The 18,858-nt window shown below is 41.2% G+C and carries 21 protein-coding genes and 3 tRNA genes; 7 read left to right on the top strand and 17 right to left on the bottom strand.

The features are described 5' to 3' along the window. Positions 1-147: 147 nt before the first annotated feature. The gene (locus tag GO816_RS08240) at positions 148-657 is read right to left on the bottom strand and encodes a DinB family protein (protein WP_157541076.1); all 510 of its coding nucleotides are present in this window, start codon (positions 655-657) and stop codon (positions 148-150) included. 197 nt (positions 658-854) lie between these two features. Between GO816_RS08240 and msrB the strand changes: the two genes are divergently transcribed. Together msrB and GO816_RS08250 are read left to right on the top strand one after the other, a co-directional pair. After that, positions 855-1,376: a peptide-methionine (R)-S-oxide reductase MsrB gene (msrB, locus tag GO816_RS08245; protein ID WP_157541079.1), complete on the top strand. Its 522-nt coding sequence runs from the start codon at positions 855-857 to the stop codon at positions 1,374-1,376. Between the two features lie 64 nt (positions 1,377-1,440). After that, positions 1,441-1,803, top strand: a complete 363-nt coding sequence (locus GO816_RS08250; protein ID WP_157541081.1) for a DUF2200 domain-containing protein — start codon at positions 1,441-1,443, stop codon at positions 1,801-1,803. A gap of 51 nt (positions 1,804-1,854) precedes the next feature. Here the strand turns inward: GO816_RS08250 and GO816_RS08255 are convergent, their stop codons facing one another. The 4 genes from GO816_RS08255 to GO816_RS08270 form a co-directional block, all read right to left on the bottom strand. Further along, positions 1,855-2,334 (bottom strand): DUF4625 domain-containing protein, encoded by a 480-nt coding sequence (locus tag GO816_RS08255; protein WP_157541084.1) that lies wholly within the window; start codon positions 2,332-2,334, stop codon positions 1,855-1,857. Between the two features lie 83 nt (positions 2,335-2,417). Further along, the gene (locus GO816_RS08260; RefSeq protein ID WP_157541086.1) at positions 2,418-3,134 is read right to left on the bottom strand and encodes a DUF4625 domain-containing protein; all 717 of its coding nucleotides are present in this window, start codon (positions 3,132-3,134) and stop codon (positions 2,418-2,420) included. Between the two features lie 42 nt (positions 3,135-3,176). Continuing rightward, positions 3,177-5,612, bottom strand: coding sequence for a TonB-dependent receptor (locus GO816_RS08265; protein ID WP_232336531.1), 2,436 nt, complete (start codon positions 5,610-5,612; stop codon positions 3,177-3,179). 194 nt (positions 5,613-5,806) lie between these two features. After that, positions 5,807-6,151 (bottom strand): hypothetical protein, encoded by a 345-nt coding sequence (locus GO816_RS08270; RefSeq protein WP_157541089.1) that lies wholly within the window; start codon positions 6,149-6,151, stop codon positions 5,807-5,809. Between the two features lie 225 nt (positions 6,152-6,376). Between GO816_RS08270 and GO816_RS08275 the strand changes: the two genes are divergently transcribed. The 3 genes from GO816_RS08275 to GO816_RS08285 are packed head-to-tail and all read left to right on the top strand — an operon-like array spanning position 6,377 to position 7,845. After that, positions 6,377-6,970, top strand: a complete 594-nt coding sequence (locus tag GO816_RS08275) for a class I SAM-dependent methyltransferase (RefSeq protein ID WP_157541091.1) — start codon at positions 6,377-6,379, stop codon at positions 6,968-6,970. Continuing rightward, positions 6,967-7,470, top strand: a complete 504-nt coding sequence (locus GO816_RS08280) for a hypothetical protein (protein ID WP_157541093.1) — start codon at positions 6,967-6,969, stop codon at positions 7,468-7,470. Before GO816_RS08275 ends, GO816_RS08280 begins: the two co-directional genes overlap by 4 nt. Positions 7,471-7,485: 15 nt before the next feature. After that, a complete protein-coding gene (locus tag GO816_RS08285; RefSeq protein WP_157541096.1) occupies positions 7,486-7,845 on the top strand; it encodes a diacylglycerol kinase family protein in 360 nt (119 codons plus the stop codon). Positions 7,846-7,921: 76 nt separating this feature from the next. Here the strand turns inward: GO816_RS08285 and GO816_RS08290 are convergent. The 4 genes from GO816_RS08290 to GO816_RS08305 form a co-directional block, all read right to left on the bottom strand. Then, positions 7,922-7,994: transfer RNA gene (locus tag GO816_RS08290), tRNA-Gly, on the bottom strand. A 41-nt stretch (positions 7,995-8,035) separates the two neighbouring features. Next, positions 8,036-8,121: transfer RNA gene (locus GO816_RS08295), tRNA-Leu, on the bottom strand. Between the two features lie 49 nt (positions 8,122-8,170). Then, a tRNA-Gly gene (locus GO816_RS08300) sits at positions 8,171-8,246 on the bottom strand. A 101-nt stretch (positions 8,247-8,347) separates the two neighbouring features. Beyond that, a complete protein-coding gene (locus GO816_RS08305; RefSeq protein ID WP_157541099.1) occupies positions 8,348-8,839 on the bottom strand; it encodes a regulatory protein RecX in 492 nt (163 codons plus the stop codon). Positions 8,840-8,960: 121 nt separating this feature from the next. Here GO816_RS08305 and GO816_RS08310 point away from each other — a divergent pair, with 121 nt between their 5' ends. Together GO816_RS08310 and GO816_RS08315 are read left to right on the top strand one after the other, a co-directional pair. Then, on the top strand, positions 8,961-11,429 hold the full coding sequence (locus GO816_RS08310) for a bifunctional UDP-N-acetylmuramoyl-tripeptide:D-alanyl-D-alanine ligase/alanine racemase (protein WP_157541102.1): 2,469 nt from the start codon (positions 8,961-8,963) through the stop codon (positions 11,427-11,429). Between the two features lie 14 nt (positions 11,430-11,443). Beyond that, a complete protein-coding gene (locus GO816_RS08315) occupies positions 11,444-12,040 on the top strand; it encodes a DUF502 domain-containing protein (protein ID WP_157541105.1) in 597 nt (198 codons plus the stop codon). Between the two features lie 112 nt (positions 12,041-12,152). On the opposite strand, the gene GO816_RS08320 is transcribed toward GO816_RS08315, so the two are convergent. The 8 genes from GO816_RS08320 to GO816_RS08355 all read right to left on the bottom strand — a co-directional run bounded on the left by GO816_RS08320 (position 12,153) and on the right by GO816_RS08355 (position 18,797). Next, the gene (locus tag GO816_RS08320) at positions 12,153-12,569 is read right to left on the bottom strand and encodes a c-type cytochrome (RefSeq protein ID WP_157541108.1); all 417 of its coding nucleotides are present in this window, start codon (positions 12,567-12,569) and stop codon (positions 12,153-12,155) included. Continuing rightward, on the bottom strand, positions 12,566-13,222 hold the full coding sequence (locus GO816_RS08325) for an SCO family protein (RefSeq protein ID WP_157541111.1): 657 nt from the start codon (positions 13,220-13,222) through the stop codon (positions 12,566-12,568). The genes GO816_RS08320 and GO816_RS08325 overlap by 4 nt, the downstream gene beginning before the upstream one ends. Next, positions 13,219-13,623: a hypothetical protein gene (locus GO816_RS08330; protein ID WP_157541114.1), complete on the bottom strand. Its 405-nt coding sequence runs from the start codon at positions 13,621-13,623 to the stop codon at positions 13,219-13,221. The genes GO816_RS08325 and GO816_RS08330 overlap by 4 nt, the downstream gene beginning before the upstream one ends. A 14-nt stretch (positions 13,624-13,637) precedes the next feature. Beyond that, positions 13,638-13,835 carry a heavy metal-binding domain-containing protein gene (locus GO816_RS08335; RefSeq protein ID WP_157541117.1) on the bottom strand — a complete coding sequence of 66 codons (198 nt, stop codon included), beginning with the start codon at positions 13,833-13,835 and terminating at the stop codon, positions 13,638-13,640. Between the two features lies 1 nt (position 13,836). After that, positions 13,837-15,291 carry a PepSY domain-containing protein gene (locus GO816_RS08340; RefSeq protein ID WP_157541120.1) on the bottom strand — a complete coding sequence of 485 codons (1,455 nt, stop codon included), beginning with the start codon at positions 15,289-15,291 and terminating at the stop codon, positions 13,837-13,839. A 3-nt stretch (positions 15,292-15,294) separates the two neighbouring features. Further along, positions 15,295-17,625, bottom strand: a complete 2,331-nt coding sequence (locus tag GO816_RS08345; RefSeq protein ID WP_157541123.1) for a TonB-dependent receptor — start codon at positions 17,623-17,625, stop codon at positions 15,295-15,297. 295 nt (positions 17,626-17,920) lie between these two features. After that, a complete protein-coding gene (locus tag GO816_RS08350; protein ID WP_157541126.1) occupies positions 17,921-18,292 on the bottom strand; it encodes a hypothetical protein in 372 nt (123 codons plus the stop codon). 49 nt (positions 18,293-18,341) lie between these two features. After that, a complete protein-coding gene (locus GO816_RS08355) occupies positions 18,342-18,797 on the bottom strand; it encodes a DinB family protein (protein WP_157541129.1) in 456 nt (151 codons plus the stop codon). Positions 18,798-18,858: the final 61 nt, after the last annotated feature.

An 18,858-nucleotide genomic window follows, 5' to 3' on the forward strand; every position in this document is an offset into this window, starting at 1 on the left:
GCGGCTCGGTTAATTGGTCTCTTAAAATAATTGAAAAGATAACCATACATTATAAATATTGTGTTTAAGAAAACATTCCGGGTAGTTTTATAAAGCAAAAAGTCCTTACATTTTACTGCAAGGACTTAATATTTATTTCAGAAAATATTAAAAGCGCTCCCAAAACGGCGGCGGAGCAATACCTAATGAGCGTAAATAAACGGTTGCCTGCGCCCTGTGATGAATTTCATTGTCAATTATGTACATCAACGTTGAATATATTTTATCCTCATACATGCCAAATGCAGCTTCGGTATCCTGCAGGCGGGCATAGGTTACCTGTGGTGCAAATTGGTTTAAAATAGTTGTTGTAGCATCCCATTGCGATAGCAATCCTTCTTTAGTTTTAGGATAGTTGCCGGTTGTATGGGCTAGCTCTTCCATTCCTTTCCATTTGCCGGTTACAATTCCTTCAATGCCCGGGCCGGTAAGGTCAAGTATTTCTACAACTAACAACGCAAACGGGCGCATTCCACCAACCGAATAGTTAAACAAATCATCTTCGCTAAAAGCTTCAATTGTTTTGCGGGTTAAGTTACGGTGGCCTTGCCAGTGAGCAAACAATTGTTCAATTGTTAATGCGGTTGCTGTTTGTTGATCTAATTGTGCAGTTTCCATGATTGTTTTTGATTTAATACAAAGTAACCGCGCGTTAGTGACAACAGTATGTCAGCAGTGTTTATTGAACTTTTTTATTTTTCATTAATTGTCATACGCATGTTTTAAATGCAATTAAGCAATCGTTATAACATCTTAGGGCAATACTATTTCGTAATTAAAGCGTTAGCAAATCATACAAGCAGTTAATTAAGCAAATGAAAAAGACGTTAATACTTATGGCATTCATGCTGGCAACTATAGCTGTCACCTATGCACAACAAATTAAAGGAACTGGCAAACACGCAAATAATCCTTATTATTCAAACACCGACACTCGCAAGCTTAACGTAAGTAATGCGGAGTGGAAAAAGATTTTACCACCAGCACTATATGCGGTAGCCAGAGAGCAGGCAACGGAGCGTCCGTTTACGGGTAAGTATTGGAATGCAAATGCTAAAGGTGCTTACTATTGCGCCGTATGCGGCAATAAGTTGTTTTTGAGCGATGCTAAATTCTCCAGCGAATGCGGCTGGCCCAGCTTTTTTGAGGCTATACGCAAAGATGCAGTTATTTATAAGACTGATAAATCATTAGGAATGGAGCGTACCGAAGTAATTTGCGCCCGTTGTAATTCACATTTGGGACATATATTTGATGACGGGCCTGCACCAACTTACAAACGCTTTTGTATGAATTCTGTATCGTTGGAGTTTGAGCCGCTTGCATCGCTGAAATAAAATGTTGGAAGCAGTATGAAATCTGTTGCCTAAAATTTATTAGTTTTAATAAAAATTGATTGATTTGAAAGCAACTGATAGTCATAACCAGCGTATAGCCAGCCTTACATTTGCATCAGTTTACCCCGCTTACGTAATTAAAGTTCAAAAAAAGGGCCGTACCGAAGATGAGTTAATTGAAGTAATAACATGGCTCACCGGTTATAACAGGCAAGAATTGAATGAACTGATAGAAAGAAAAGTAACATTTGAAGAGTTTTTCGCTGAAGCCAAGCTTAACCAAAGTGCAAACCTGATAACCGGTACAATTTGCGGTTACCGTATTGAAGATATAGAAAATCCATTAACGCAAAAGGTTAGGTATCTTGATAAGCTGGTTGACGAACTGGCGAAAGGCAAGAAAATGGACAAAATACTACGTAGTTAAATAAACCCCTTGATCTATACCATCAAGGGGTTTTTATTTGAAAACAACTGATTATTCTACCTTGATGCTAATGCCCTTGATAGTTTGCCAGCCTGCTTTATCAACCAGGCGAATTAAAAAATGATAGTCGCCTGCATCGGCGTTTGCAGGTACATCAATACTCTGAACCACATTATAGGTTTTGAGGCCGGTAGGAATGGAAATGCTTTTAATGAGCAAAAGTGGATTTACCGGCGTTTTTACAGCACCCATTTGGCATGTTTGCACTTCAGTACTATGTGAGTGATGGTCAAAATTATGGTGTATGTCAACACTTACCGATCCCAGCTCGGCATTGTCTGTAACTCGGGCTCTGAAGGTAAATGTCTGCCCACGTTTAACTGTGCCGCATTGCTGCGGGAAAGCATCAGCTACCGAAAGGTCAATCACCGGATATTCGGTGTCTTTGGTTTCTTCGTTGTTTTTACTGCAGCCACCGGCTAAAATAATGATTGCCAAAAGGCACATACTTAATTTAAGAAACTGTTTCATAATAAAGCAATAATGGGGAAGCCGCTTTAAGCAGCCTCCCCGGTTAACTATTTAATAAAAATTCTGGAATGATTGGCCAACAATCAGGGTTTGTCAAAATGCTCTTCAAACTCGTTTTCTTTACCGGCCTGGTCAATAACTTTTAAGTGTACATGGTAATGACCTTTTGGTGAACCTGTAACATCAACATGCTTGTGAAGGTTGTAAGTAACTTTACCAACCATGGCAGCATCGGTATAAGTAACCTCTTTTTCCCAGCCAGCTCCATGAACTTCCAAAACAACTTTCGCAATTTTGTTAGGTGCGTTAATTGTGGCTTCGGCATGTAAATCATTACCTGCGGTGTTCAGGCCAACCTCAAAACCTGTTACTGATGGCAGGGTAGGATCGGCGATTACTTTCAGGTCAAAATCAGCTTCGGTAACCTTACCGTTTTCATCAGTAACCTTTATGTGGCCATGATAATTACCAACGGCGGTTGTAGCGGGCACATCGATATGTTCATGAAATTCAGCATTTTTTTGTCCGGCAAGATTTTCGGTATAGGTTGTGTTTACCTTCCAGCCATCACCACTTTCCGGATGAATTTCAAGTACTACATCTTTGATAGTGCCCGGCGCGGTTATCTGTGCCTCAATGTGTAGATCATTACCTGGGTGTGCGGTTTTGTTGTTACTGGTTCCAACCTCCAGGCCATCAATTGATGGGGCGGGCGAATCATTGTCATTGTCCTTTTTACAGGCTGTAAAAAGGCTTGCGCTTAATAGCATAAGGCAAATCAGTTGTTTTGTTGTTTTCATGTAATTGTATTTAAATGGTGAATAAATGCATGTAATAATCTATCATCTGCCAAATGGAATTTTAGCAGATAGAATAATGTTGCGCCCGGCTTCGGGCAATTGAATAAGACGGTAAAAGCTGGTATGATTTAAATAGCGGGTGTCAAATACATTTTGCACCTGCAGGCTCAGCATCAGCGGCCGATTGTAAAAATTTACCTTAGTGCCTGCTTGTATGTTCATTACCCGGTAACCCTGCGTTTCACGCTCGGGAGGTACAGTATTATTTTGTGCCGCCGTTAAACGGTAGTCCACCGATAGGTAGGCATCCTTAAGTGCCTTTATTTGAACAGGCTGATAGGTTACGTTAAGGAGCAGGGAAGGCGGTGGTGAAAATGGTAAAGTAAACCCTTTTTTTTCACCTGATAGTTGTTCAGCATATAAGTACTCGCCCAAGGCTTCAGCGCTTAGCCAATTATTTACCCTGTACTTAACCTGTAGCTCGCCGCCATAGCGCATTACCCGGCTTTGAGAATAATTGAATACCTGGTTGCCGGCTCCGTACAAAATATCATGTCGGCCGGTTGGATTTAGATATATGTAATTAGGGAAGTAATTATAGAACGGGCTAAGTTGTATTTGCCACTTGTTGGTGTTCCAGCCCAGTGTAACATCTGCCTGGTATGATTGCTCGGCGTTTAAACCTTGATTGCCTTGTTCATAACTAAAGTAATGATAGTTTACGCCGTTTGCAGCCAGTTCTTTGGCAATTGGCATTCTAAAACTTTTACCCAAATTGGCCTTTAAACTAAAGTTTCCTTCGGGTGTGTAATTTATACCAGCCGACCAAACAATGCTGTTAAAGCTGCGGGTAAATGCGTTGGCTCTGGTTACAAATTCGCCTTCAGATGGGAACCAGTCACTATAATGGAAGGTTTGCAACCGCCCATAGTCATAGCGCAAAGCACCATGCAGCAATACGGTTTCACTAAGGGCAAACTTATCATAGATGAAAATGCCTGAAGTAGTTTGCTTAAAGGCCGGTACCAGAAAACTCCAGCCGTTAATTTGATTGTCCTGATGCTCGGCATTGAAGCCAAACGTTAACTGATGCCGGTTAAGTTGCAGTACGTCACGTGCATTAATTGAATATACTTGCTTGTCAAATTCGCGTTCGAGGTTTTGCGGAATGTTCAAAGTAGTAGGATATATCGGCGGCATAAAGCCGTGATTTACGTATATACTAAATTCCTGCCTGAAGTTACGTTGATATCCTATATCTGCCTGCAAAAGGTGCTTACCGGTATGATACTGGCTGCGATTGATGAGTTTAAAATGATTAACCTCTTGATACGGCATTTGTATGTCACGGCGCGATTGGTCATGCAGTAACGTGTCAACCTGCCTGGGCTCTAACCCATGCGCATTCGCAAAAAAGCCGCTGCGTGAGTATACGTTTGACAGATAAATGGTAGATCGGAAGTGTTCGCCTATATAGCCTGTATTAAAGTGTAATCCGCTTTCGCGCCCCGCTGTGTTACGTAGGTACCGGTTTGGTAGCCTAGCTTTAAAATCATATACATACACCGTATCTGTAGGTACTTTATAATCACCGTAATTTTGATAAGTCAGGCGCGAATCAAAGAACCAGTTTTTCTTGCGACCATAAACATTCACCGACGTACCATAAAGGCTGTTATTTGTTTTGCCAATCAGGTCTACCGATCCGCCAAACGTTCCTGGCATTGGAGGTAAACTTGGTTTTACATCAATTACTCCTGCAATAGCATCTGAGCCGTATATAAAGGATGCCGCCCCCTTTAAAATTTCCACTTCGCTCGCGGCAAACTGGTCAAGCTCAAGACCATGGTCGGCACCCCATTGCTGTCCTTCGTGCTTTATCCCCTTATCTGTAACTACAACACGGTTAAAGCCAAGGCCGCGTATGAGTGGCTTTGACTGCCCCGAACCTATACCAATTGTTTTAACACCCGGTAAGCGCGATAAAGTAGTCATCAAGCTGCCCCCAAGGTTACGTTGTATAAAGTCTTTGCCAACAACCTCCACATTCATTGACTCTGACTGCTTACGGTTTAGCGCCCGATTATCTTGTATGTGTACCTCTTCAAGCTCATGATTAAGAGGGTGTAGAATGAACGTCACCGATTTGGAACCGCCTGTATAGCTCACCGTTTTGCTTTGGGTTTTATAGCCTACATGTGATGCTGTTACGGTATAGTTAACTTGTTGGCTAACAGGTAGTTTAAAGGATCCTGTCGAATCAGTCATGGCTTGTGTTCCGTAACCGGCAAGGCTAACAACAACGCCACTTAACGGATGCCCATGATGACTGCTAACCCTGCCTTTGATGACATTTTGTTGAGCCGAAACATTGGTTGTAGCTAATACAAGAAGAATAAAAAGTATGGCAGTTGCGCACAATAAGCAATAAACGCTTTGTACATACCGGCCACAACAAAAGGCGGTTTGCTTTTTCAAAAACAATAAGTTGAACTTGCCTTGCGGCAATCAGTTAAAAAAGTAAAAACAGGGATTGAATCAGCTTAATGATGTGCTGATTAATGGGATACAAAGCGGGAGAGATTACTTTAAGGCGTAATATACCTTTGCCCATAAGCGTACTTATGCAACAATAAATAAAAACAATATAAACGAATTAACTGCCGCTTTGATTAAGCAACAGCAGGAGGACCTTTATTAGTAAAGCCCTGTAACGTGAACTTGTAAATGCCTGCATAGCTTTTAGTAAGCAGGGTAACAGCTTTGGTTACCGGCACAGCCACAACAGGAGGATGGTGTAAGTGTGCAAAATTACTTTGCTTGTGAATTACATAATCACAAATGCTACATTTTTCGGCAGCGTAAACATATTCTGTTTCATCAGAGTCGTTTTTAGCCGATGTATAGTTGTGCTTGTGAAACGCTTGCACAGCAGTAATGAAAAGGAATGCCAATGCCAGCATCAGCGACAATGCGCCGCTAATTAATTTTGCTGTATTGTTGGTTATAATTTTCACTACGTGGCAAAAATGTGCCTTTTATATTAAAATATCAATATTAAATTAAATAAAATTTAAAGATGTACTGCTTTTGTTACCTAACTCATATCAGTATAAATAAAATGAATTTAAGAATTATTAAACAAAAAGTACTTTCAAAATAAAAGTAAATATTTATTTTTGTTTTTGATGATAGCAATGACTCACCATTAAGCAATGTTAATCTAAGTTATACTACTATAAATGAAACACTCATCTGAAGCCTTCTATAACAATTTCTCATTTTTCTATCCTTTGGTTGATTGGTTTTTAAAACCGCAAAAAAGGATGCTTTTTGAAGAGGTTAACCAGCAGCCTCCGGGTAACTTACTGGAAGTAGGAGTAGGTAATGGATCGCACCTGGCCTTTTACCAGGAGCATGACGTTACGGGTATTGATACCAGTGAGGGTATGCTCAAAACGGCACGTAAAATGAGCACAAGTAAACCTGTACAACTGTTGAACATGGATGGAGAAGCAATGGTGTTTGCCGATGCTTCTTTTGATTACATTGTTCTCTCACATGTAATTGCTGTTGTTACCAATCCTCATAATTTGCTTGGTGAAGTTACAAGAGTATTAAAGTCTGGGGGGAAGTTATTTGTTCTGAACCATTTTACGCCGGCTAATCATTTATCCATAATTGATAGGTTATTTTCTCCGGTAGCACGTCTTCTTTCCTTCCGTTCGGTTTTTTATTTGAATGATATTAAATCTGCCGGACGACTGCGTTTACTCAAGCAAATTGAGTTTAAGCCTGCATCATATTTCAAATTACTGATATTCGAAAAAGTATGAATAGGAGCGTGGTATTAGTCAGCCTGTCGTTAGCTGTCAGCCTGTTTATCTATTTGTTTTACCGCACCGAACGTACTCTGGTGAATGAAATGGCTATTCGCCTAATAACGCTCGACGAATACAGGAGTTTAAAAGCTGCCATCGTACACTTCTTGCCGCTCCATGATATCATTATCTACTCCTTACCCGAAGGCTTGTGGGTGTTTTGTATTACTATAGCATCATTGCCTTATTATGTAAACATAGGCACGCGGCGTTTTTGGTGTGTATTTGTGCCCTTAATTTTTTCTGTAAGCCTTGAGTTGTTACAACTAATGGGTATAACTAACGGACGTTTTGATTTAATTGATATAGCCGCGGTGATCATATTTTGGGTGGCAGGTATCTTAACGGCAGAACAGGTAAGGCCACAAATCAATCTTTTCCATAGGCCGGATTTTAAAACTGTTATGTGCGTTACAAGCTATTGCATTGTATATTTAGCCCATGTGTTTAAGTAAACAGTGTGCAGGGCAATGAATAAGGTTCAAAAGCATATAGCTAGCTACAGGTTTTCGGTAAAAGGCATATGGTTGGCGTTCAGGTATGAGAACAACATGCTTTTTCATTTGATTGCAGCTATTGCTGTAGTTGTGGTAAATGTATTGTTTACGGTAACTAAAACCGAGTGGCTTATTACGCTTATGCTTATTGGCCTGGCCTGGATGGCCGAAATTTTTAATACAGCAATTGAAAAATTAGCCGACCGTGTTACCAGGCAGCACGATCCATTAATTGGGAAGGTTAAAGATTTGGCCGCAGGCGCGGTGCTAATAATTTGTTTGTTTGCTGCTATTTGTGCTTTAATTATTTACGTGCCGTATATACTGAAATAAACGTGGGAGCGACAATAGGAGGGCTTGGTATAAAACAAAAAAGCTTTGCCATAAATGACAAAGCTTTTGTATTGTGAGCGAAAGACGAGATTCGAACTCGCGACCCCGACCTTGGCAAGGTCGTGCTCTACCAACTGAGCTACTTTCGCATTGAGATAATAAAAGCCCCTCTTTGCAGAGAAGCTTTTTGTACTCGGGGCGGGAATCGAACCCGCACTCGCTTTAAGGCGAACAGGATTTTAAGTCCTGCGTGTCTACCAGTTCCACCACCCGAGCAGGTAATTAACCTTTTAAACAAATTTCTGCTATGGTAGCAGCAGAAACCTGGAGCGAAAGACGAGATTCGAACTCGCGACCCCGACCTTGGCAAGGTCGTGCTCTACCAACTGAGCTACTTTCGCATTTAACTTAAGAAGCTTTTCTTTCGATAACCCCTTTCGTTTTTGGTGATGCAAATATAGGCACAAAAGCATATTCCGCAAATAATTATTTTAAAAGTTTTTTAACTTTTTGCTAACTCACTGTTTTTCAAAACATCATTTATCAAATCAGCTTCAAATCCGCGGCTCATTGCGTACTGCATAAGCTTGTATCGGCGTTTAAAAGTATCCTTTTCGTTAGTTTGCCGGGCCTTTTTTTCAATGAGATCACTTAAGGCAGCCATGTAATCATCAGGGTTAATGCTCAAAAGAGCTTTTGCAATGAGCTTATCAGGTACACGCTTTAACTTTAATCCCTGTTTTATCTTAATGCGCCCCCAGGCTTTTTGGTTAAACTTCCCTTGTACATAGGCTTGCGCAAAGCGTTGTTCGTTTAAAAAATTGTCTTCAATAAGGCGGCTTATTATGCGTTCAACAGCGTCAGGGTACAAACCCAGGTCATATAGCTTGTTGCGTACCTCTTGTTGTGATCGCTCCTGGTAAGCGCAATAGTGCTCAGCCTTGGCAAGGCCGGTTTTTTCGTCGGTTACCCGTTGCTTTTTGGGTTCGTCCATTTTGTAAAATTACTAAAAATTTTGGCTAATTATATTATGTGCAGGGCATGCTTAGGGTTTTCATATTGTCAAATTGCCTTTATCATTTTTCTGTTTACATAAATATCTTCACTTTCGTGCTATGTCCAGCAGTCAATACACTATTACCCATGTGCAGCAAATTATTAACGCAACCGGCACCCTTGTACGGGAAGGTTCTATTAGCAGTTTGGTTACTGATAGCAGGCAAATAAGCAATCCGGCAGAAAGTATATTTTTTGCTTTAAACGGTCGCAGAAATGGTCATGCATTTATCAAAGAGGCTTATGAGCACGGCGTGCGTAATTTTATAGTAACACATTTACCTGATGGTGATTTTTCGGCTGCCAATTTTTTAATTGTTGATGATGTTTTAAAAGCCTTGCAAAAGCTGGCGGCGTATCACAGAAGTGAGTTTAATTTACCGGTAATTGGAGTTACGGGAAGCAATGGTAAAACTATTGTTAAAGAGTGGCTGTACCAGCTTATGGCTGCCGATAACAATATTGTTCGTAACCCTAAAAGTTATAATTCGCAAATAGGTGTACCGCTTTCAGTATGGCAAATACGCGCCGAAAACACGTTGGGCATTTTTGAGGCAGGCATATCCACAATAAACGAAATGGATGCGCTGCAGGCCGTTATTCAGCCGACCATTGGTGTGCTTACCCACTTAGGTTCGGCACATGACGAAGGCTTTGAAAGCACCGCTCAGAAAATTACCGAAAAGCTTAAGCTGTTTATAAATTGCAATTTGGTTGTTTGCAACTACGATCAAATTACTGGCTATGCAGCACAATTTCCCGCAAATGCCAAACATTTCACCTGGAGTTTTTCATCCAACAGGGCCGATTTGTATGTCTTCAGCGAAACTGTAATATCAAAGCGCCATTATTTACGGGCAGTATATAACGGCCAGGAAATTGAATGCCTTATTCCTTTTCTAGATGAGGCTTCTATTGAGAATGCCGTTACCTGCTGGGCCGTTTTACTTGCTATGGGATACAGCCCGGCTGAGGCGGATAAACGGCTGGAGCATTTAACACCGGTAAGCATGCGTTTGGAAATGAAAACGGGCATAAACGATTGCTCGGTGATTGACGATTCTTACAACTCTGACGTGCAATCGCTTGCCATAGCACTTAATTTCTTACAACAGCAAAATCAACATAAAACTAAAACACTTATCCTGTCCGATATCTATCAATCCGGACTCAAGCAGCACGAGCTTTATGGCCAGGTTGCCGAAATGGTAAAGAACAGGAATATTGACAGGTTTGTTGCCGTAGGTGATGATTTGCTGAATAACCAACAGCAGTTTGCGGGTATTAACCAAAGTTACTTTTTTAAAGACACCGCAGATCTACTTTCGCATTTTCAGGAACTCAACTTCAATAATGAAGCAATACTTATCAAAGGTTCGCGCAGTTTTGAGTTTGAAAGGGTAAGTAAGGCGCTGTCGCAAAAGGCGCATGAAACCATGCTCGAAATTAACCTTAATGCCTTGCTGGGTAATCTTAACTTTTACAAATCTAAGCTGAAGCCAGGGGTAAGGTTAATGGCAATGGTAAAAGCATTCTCATACGGCAGTGGAACGTTTGAAGTTGCGAATATACTGCAGTACAATAAAGTTGATTACTTGGCTGTAGCGTACATTGACGAGGGCGTTGCGCTGCGTGAGGCCGGAATTACCTTACCTATAATGGTGCTGAACCCTGAACCATCAGCGTTTGACAAAGTGATTGAATTTAAGCTGGAGCCTGAAATTTACAGCTTTGGTTTGCTTGACAAGTTTATAAAGTACATTCAAAATAACGGCAACGATCACTATCCGGTTCATATAAAAATTGATACGGGCATGCATCGGCTTGGTTTTGAAGGTTATGAGTTGAGTAGCCTTTGTGATTTATTGAGCGGTAATCCATATATCCATGTAGTGTCAGTGTTTTCGCATCTGGTGGCCAGTGATGCCGAGGCACATGACGATTTTACCCGAAAACAAATTGAGAGATTTGAAGAGGCATCGGCCAGGATAGAAGCCGCGCTCGGCTATAAGGTTATCAGGCATCTTTCAAACACATCTGGCATTACACGCTGGCCCGAGGCTCATTTTGATATGGTGCGTCTGGGCATTGGCCTGTATGGCATTGATGGTGCCGTGCCGCCTCATTTAAACGGTCTACAGCCTATAGCAAAGCTAAAAACAAGTATATCACAAATACGGAGCATTAAAGCCGGCGAAACAGTTGGTTACAACCGTAATGGCAGTTTGCAAAGTGACGGCCGCATTGCTACGGTAAGAATTGGTTATGCCGATGGATATTTGCGCGCATTTGGTAACGGGGTAGGCAAAATGCTGTTAAAAGGCGTGCTGGTGCCAACGGTAGGTAATATTGCAATGGATATGTGCATGATTGATGTAAGTGATGTAGACGTAGCCGAAGGCGATGAAGTGTATGTATTTAATGAGCAGCAAACCATTGAAGACCTGGCCAAACAAATAGGAACTATTCCTTATGAAATTTTAACCAATATATCGCAGCGGGTTAAAAGAGTGTATTTTTATGAGTAAAATTGCACTTTCATATGAACAGGTTTGCACGCGCTTTATTTAATTACTTTATAAAAGGGATGCTGGTAGTGGTGCCCTTGGGCGTTGCTATTTTCCTGATTGTTTGGGCAGTTGCCAAGTTAGATAGCGCACTTAACCTGAGCGATGTTTTGTGGGTGAACCCCAAAACAGGTAAAGGCATTTACGTGCCCGGGTTAGGCATTTTAACGGTACTAACACTTATTATGGTAGCCGGAGTGCTGGTTACTAACGTTATTACCGACCCTATAAAGCACTGGTTTGCCCGCTGGCTAAATCATATACCCCTTTTTAAATTTCTTTACTCATCCATTAAAGATTTTACGGAGGCCTTTGTTGGTGAAGAGAAAAAATTTAACGAGCCAGTACTGGTTGAGGTAGGTTCATCGGGTGTAAAGAAGATTGGCTTTTTAACGCGCAAAGACATGAGCACAATTGGTTTGCCTGGTGAAGTTGCTGTTTACTTTCCGTATTCTTACTCATTTGCAGGTCAGGTAGTTATAGTGCCGGCAAATAAGGTAAAGCATATAAATAAAAGCGCCGCCGATGTAATGAAGTTTGTGATTTCGGGCGGTGTTACCGAGTTAGATTAGTTCCGTTATTTCATTCCAAATTGCCATCCCGAACATTTATGGATTATAGGTGAATCAAATCCAGCTGATAACCTTTTGTGGTCGGAATGACAATTGTATAAACTATTGTTTCTTAATTACAGCTCTCTAGCTCTTTATTTACCTTCTCTACGCTATGCAGACCTAAATGATTGCCGAAGTTATTTTGCACGTAGGTAAGCACCTGCGCAATTTCTACCGGCGCAAGGCCCGATGGAGGCATTTCGCCATTAAACGGCTTTCCGTTTACCATTATTGGTAACTTTAAGCCGTTTTTAACATAGCAAGCCAGTTTATTGCGGTTGGTCTTTAAATAAATCGAATCCGTTAGCGGTGGTATAAGCGCTGCCAAGCCTTCGCCCTGCGCTCCGTGGCAATTTTGGCACCGGGTTTTGTAAAGCTCCTGACCGGTGGTGTAATAGCGCATAAATTCAAGCTTTTCATCGCTTTGGCATGAATAAACAGCAGCTGTAACGGCAATAAAAAGTATAGCAATTATTTTGAACTTCATTGCGCTATCATGCTTTGTGGTTCCGTTTGCAGCAGCTTAATGTCTTTAATAAGATTAGCTACCTGCTCGGGGTTGGTACCGTCATAACTACCGCGTATACGCTTTTGCTTGTCTATTAAAACAAAGTAACCCTGGTGCACATAACCGCCGGGAGCTTTGTTATCTTCCATCACTGCTACAAGGTAACTTTCGGCCAGTTTGTAAATGGCTTGCTTGTCACCTTGTAAAAACCACCAGTTATTTCCGGTAATTCCCATTTTATCAGCATAGTTTTTCAAAACGGCTACGCTATCATGCCGCGGGTCAATGCTGTAAGAAACAATTTTAACATTGCCTGATTTTTTGAATTCATCATATACCTTAAGCATATTACGGTGCATAATAGGGCATATTGAAGGGCAGCTTGTAAAGAAGAAATCAGCCACGTAAATACTACCGTCTAAAGATTTCCGGGTGATTTTTTTACCATATTGATTAACGGTTTCAAAATCAGGAATGGTATGATAAACGGTATCAGTAACTGTTTTACCATTTACGGTTTTAGTAACCGCTTCACGATTTCCGTATATAGGCAGCAAGTTATCGCTTTTATCGGAGGTATTGCATGCCGCTAAGCCAAGCAGGCAACATGCGCTTAAAATCAAAGCTTTCATTTCTTTTGAGTTGATAAGTATTGGTTTGATTGATTAATTGCAGCATCTAATTGCTTGTTCACCTTTTCAATTTGTGTTTTCTGGTCGGCCATGTACTGCATAGTCTCATCATGCGATTTTCCTTCATGCTCCACCTCAAACTGGTGCATCCAATCTTCCATGGCTTTATCAGCTGCGCTAAGGTTCTGAGTTACGTTGGATGCTGTTGCACTATCAACAGCCTTTGTTTTAATAAGGCTGTCGAGCAATATATTGTTTTTAACCACCTGTTCACTTTTTTCCATGGCAACATCATGAACTTTTATTACCTCGTTCATAGCATCTTTTTCCTGCGCTTTATGATTACTGCATGAGGCTAATAATAACCCGGCAAGTGTTATAATTAAATATTGTTGTTTCATTGGTTATTATTTAATCAGTCTTCCTTTGCAACCAAGTCCATTCCGCATTTAGGACAAGTGCCAGGTTTTAGTTCAGCTACTTCAGGGTGCATGGGGCAGGTGTAAACCGTTTTATCTGCACTATTTTCAATTGGTGTCTTGTCTTGTTTTTGTGCAGGTTGTTTGCATGCGGCAAATGCAGCCATAATGCAAACGATCATTATCTTCTTCATGTTATTTGTTTTTAATAAAGGCCGCAAAACCGAACAAAGATACAACTAATACACCCGCTGCTGCCAGCATACTAACTATATCACGTACATTCTTACCGGCCCATGTCATGCCAAAGTATTTGTGCAAAAATATAAACGAAAAACCTTCCAGGCGATCAATGCCCGCAACCTTGGTTGCCAGTTTAGCCGATGAGGTTTCTATGTACCAATCTTGATTTTGAGGATAGCTGATTTTCATAACCGGCAGCCGCTTGTTAATAAAGCCATACTCGGGAGTGAATTGTTTAATTTGCTCTGTTTTAAATTGATAGGCTGTCTTGTCTTCCATATTACCTCCACGATAATAGTTGCTTAAATACAGCGCAAACTTCCTATCGCCATCTTGCACTTCGGTGCCCGATTGCGTGTTGAAGTATTTCACCAGTTTTTTTGCATCTGTTACCTGGTAAAATGTGATGCCTTTGTATTTAATTAAAGAAATGCGCTTAGTAAGACTATCTGCAATACGAGAGTTAAGATTGCTTATCTGGAGATCGGTGCGGTTGATTAACTGCTCAAACGGTTGTTTGGTAGCCGGCTCGCCGTTTAGTTTCACCCATAAATGGAAGCCGCCGCTTATTGTAAAAGTTAACATCACAAATGACACAATTAACCCCAGTTGCCGGTGATACCGGTGAGTAAAGCGTTTTTCTTTTTTGTCCTCAATTTTTTGTTGTTGCCGTATTTGCTTAAAACGTTTCCAAAACAAACCATAAACGGTAATGCCAGAAAATAGCGATAGTATCATTATTACAATCACAATTAGCAATGTAACTTGTCTGATTGTCTCGCTAAAAGCATCAGCTAAAAACTGCCAGCTATGAAACTGCCTGAAAATCCAGAGAAATGTTTTACGCGTATTGTTGTTGAAAGTGGCTAACCGGCTTTGGCTGGTTTCCACATAAACGTCCATTCTATCTGCGCGGTTAAAAGCTATTTTCCAAACAGGCAGCAAGCGGTTTATAGGTTGATAAGTATCATCAAAAGTTGTTTGTAAGGTGATGCTTTTGATTGATGAAACTGAATCCTGCGTGAAATAGCGGGCTAAGAAGACGGCATACTTCTTATCGCCGTTCGGTAGTAATACGCCGTTACTTGCCGAATAGTAACGATAGCTACTATCAGGCATTAAAGCCTGATAGTAAGTTTGTTTATTAAAATTAACTAAACTAAAATTGCGGATAGTTGAAATTTTGTTTTGGTCCATTACCTGTTGTAATGAAAGCACCGGAGCCATCTGTTGTTGAGTCATTGGTTTAAACACTTCCTGCGGTATAAACGGCCTGAACCAGTTAGACATAAATGGGTGAGATAGCCCGCTTACGCTCCAAAAAATAACCGGTACTAAGCTAATCAAACCTAATATGCGGTGCCATTTGTAAAACTGTTTTTTTGTTATTAATGATTGATTTTGCATGGCTTAAGGTTTTGATAGAGAGTAACTGATACCAAGTGTATAAGTGCGCGGCGGCGCGGCATAGTAGGTATCTCCATATTGGTTGCTGGTTACTGATGTTGCATAAAGCTTATTGGTTAGGTTAACTACATTGAACCATATGCCGGCACCTTTTAACAAAGTGTTTTTAAAATCATAACCTAACCTGACGTTAACAAGGCTATAGCCTCCATAGATCTTTGTATTTGCAGGATTAGTGTAGTATGAATTTATATGCTGCCACTCGGGTGCAATACGAAACCCTTGCGCAAACTGTGGCCTGTACGTCAGCTCAGCGTTAGCAATCCAGGTTGGTGCGTTTGCCATGCGGTTGCCATTATAAACAAGAGTAGTTGTTTGTCCACCCGAGGTGCGTACTTCACTATAGTCTTTGTATGTATGCCACGCATTGGTTCCGCTGAAACGAAAAGTTAGTTGTTGTATCGGTGCGTAAGTTACCGTATACTCAATGCCGCTATGCCGGGTTGCGCCCGCATTTTGGTTTTGCGTAGTATTATCGGGTAGCAACTGACTGATAATTTCGTTTTTTCCATTGAGCTGATAAAGGCTTAATTCGGTATAAAGCTTTTTATTGAAAACTGCGAACCAGCCGCCTACTTCATAGTTATTAAATGTGGCCTGCTTTAACGGAGTTTGCTGTCGCGAGTTGAATAAATCTCCGGTTTCGGGCGGTTGAAAGCCCATACTGTAGTTTGCATACAGTCCTTTATTATTGCCCAGGTTGTATGTTAAACCTAGTTTGGGTGCTAATACGTCAAAATTGTTGCTTTGCTGTTGTTTGTATTTAGTACTTGTTGTTGGTAAGCCGTTACGAAAGTTGTAGTGAACCCTGTCATAACGCAAACCAGCTACAATGCGCAATGGCTCAATCGGCTTTAGTTCATATTGTGCATATGCTGCCGTGTTGAAAAGTTTAATGCGGTAATCGTCAATGAAAACACCTGTGTTGATAAAGCCAGTGTAGTAATTTCGTGCAACATCTTTTTGAATGTTTAATGATTGTGCGTAAAACGAGCTAGGGCTGTTATCCAAATACATGCCAGCTATCAATCTCGAATGCAAAAAATCAAAGTCAACCCTGTGTTGTGCAAGTACGCCATAGCTGTTGAAAGACTGATCGTTCACCTGTCCGTTTGAGCTTACATACTGTCCTTGCGCGTTGCGCACGTCTGATATAAAGTAGCTGGGAAGCTGTGCTGTGGAGTTGTTGCGATAGTATAAGGTTACAAACGTATTGCTGGCCTGGCTCCAGGCATGTTCCAGTTTAACGCTCGACCTGAATGCCTTTACCTTGCGATAAGTGAAACGCTGATTACTGGTATAGCTGCGATCATAAAAACGTGCGCTATCTAATGAGCCTGGTGTTTGCGTATTTAGAAAATTGTATGTGGCTGATGCTATTAAACGGGTGGCTACATCCAAATCATACGTAGCCTTTAGTGTACTCGAGTATTTATCGAAGTCCGTATAGTCTTGCCATCCATTTTTTTGATGTGCAATGTACCCTCCGGTATATAAGCCGAATTTACCGGATGTAAAGCCACCATCGGCATCAACGCGGCGGTAATGATAGTTATCACCCTGCAATTGTACGCGAGCCGCATACCCGCCCGGTGGGTTAGGCGTAATAAAGTTAACAGCGCCACCAACCGAATTACTGCCATATAATGATGAAGCAGGCCCTTTAATAACCTCAATATCTTTTACGCTGTTCATATTGATTTCGTAAAGGGAATTATGGTTAAAAATTCCGGTAGGCCGAATAGGAAGGCCATCTTCCATATACAAGTAAAGTGCATTATAGGTGATGGGCTGCCGTATGGCCATGGTATGCTGCTCGTTGCCAAGGTTAACCATATATACACCTGCCACCTTGTTTAGCAATTGGTATAACGCCGTTGCTTTAGTCTCCTGCATTACAACGGAGTTGATTTTGCTAATGGCAACAGGCGCACTCGCACGCGACTGGCCTTCGCGACTGGCCGAAACTACAACAGGCTGCAAATCAACAGCCGATGGAGACAAGCTTACATTTAGCGTAGTATGACCGGTAGTCAATTCACTAACAATGGCAATGTATCCCATCATAAAAAAACGTAATTGGCCTGAAGCGTTAATGCTGTAATGGCCGTTGCGATCAGTTGTGGTGGCAATAGTTGGCTGACTTGAGGCTGTAATGCTAACGCCCGATAACGGCTCGTGCGTAACAGCATCTGTTACGGTACCTATAAGGGTGTTTTGGGCATGAGCGCCCAATGGCATTGTAAAAAGTAAAAACAATAAAATTTTACGCATAATAAATGCTTACGGCATTGCTGCCAGGTAATTGAAAGAATGATTTTGTTGCACGGTTATTTGGAAGGGATATGATCGATGTAATCTATCAATTGCTTTGAGGTTGTATTTCAAACAACCAGAAATTTTGACGTTGCACACGAATACAGGAATGGAATATTTCCTTCCTGAGAGCGGATGAAATTGATATTAACGAAGGCTTGTAAAAGCCACCGCTCGCCAATCACAAAAGTCTCTATTGAAAATGATAACGCTGATTGAAGCAATCAACCAATAACCGTAAAAAGAGAAGTTATTATGCTTGCCGTGGAGGGCGGAGGAGGAATTGGCTTACTTGCTGCGGAACCATGGCCTGGTAACGCATAGGGAACGATTGCAGCAATTGGGCATGAAACTCAAAATCAAAGCTAACCGTAACGCAGGCATCCTGAAACAAGCTTTTTTGAATCTGGCGTTCGGCACTGCGTTCTTTTTCTTCGGCCTGTTTAATTTTTTTCATTAAGAAACAGCGGCCGTTACAATGCATCCATGGCTTATCGCGGTTTTCGCAAAGCTTTTCGGCAATGTACTTTTGGTTAGCTTCGTAACCTGCGTAAATAAACAGCCGCGAAAAATTGGCTGTTACCGTTAGGCAGATGAGCAGTAAGGCTACAAAGCGTTTTAACATTGGCGCAAAACTAAGCCTTATGTGGTAGCCTTGCAAACCAAATTTGCTTTTATTGCCTGGTGTAAAATATGTAATCGGTTGATGGAAGCTCGTTTATACCGGCTTTTTTTAGTTCCTGCCCAACTTGCGCACGATGATGCGTACCATGATTAATTACATGCGTTAGGATGTCAATAAGTTTGTCTGTGTATTGCGCCCCTTTGGTTGTGATATACGCAACAGGTTTTTCAAAGTCATCGGTATTCAAAGTTTTAATATAGTCAATCCATTGTGTATGATTTTCTTGCATAATGTACTTCAGCTGTACCGCCTGCAAATCGGGCCAAACTGTTAAACCGGCAGCACTGTCGGTACGGCATCTTGATAGCCATATTTGTTGTGCGCCTAAAATATGCGCAGTAAGTTTTACAGCTCTTTCGGGTTCCTTGCTTTGAAATAAAAGGTCGAGCATTTGCAGGTTGCAATGCAAATCGTAATTAAACAGGTTGATGAAATGGGTTTTCATATCAAAATGCAGGTTGTACAGGCAATAGTATGAATTTATTTGCAGTCATTTGTCCGTTTTT

The sequence above is a fragment of the Mucilaginibacter aquatilis genome, assembly GCF_009755275.1.
GTDB classification, from domain to species: domain Bacteria; phylum Bacteroidota; class Bacteroidia; order Sphingobacteriales; family Sphingobacteriaceae; genus Mucilaginibacter; species Mucilaginibacter aquatilis.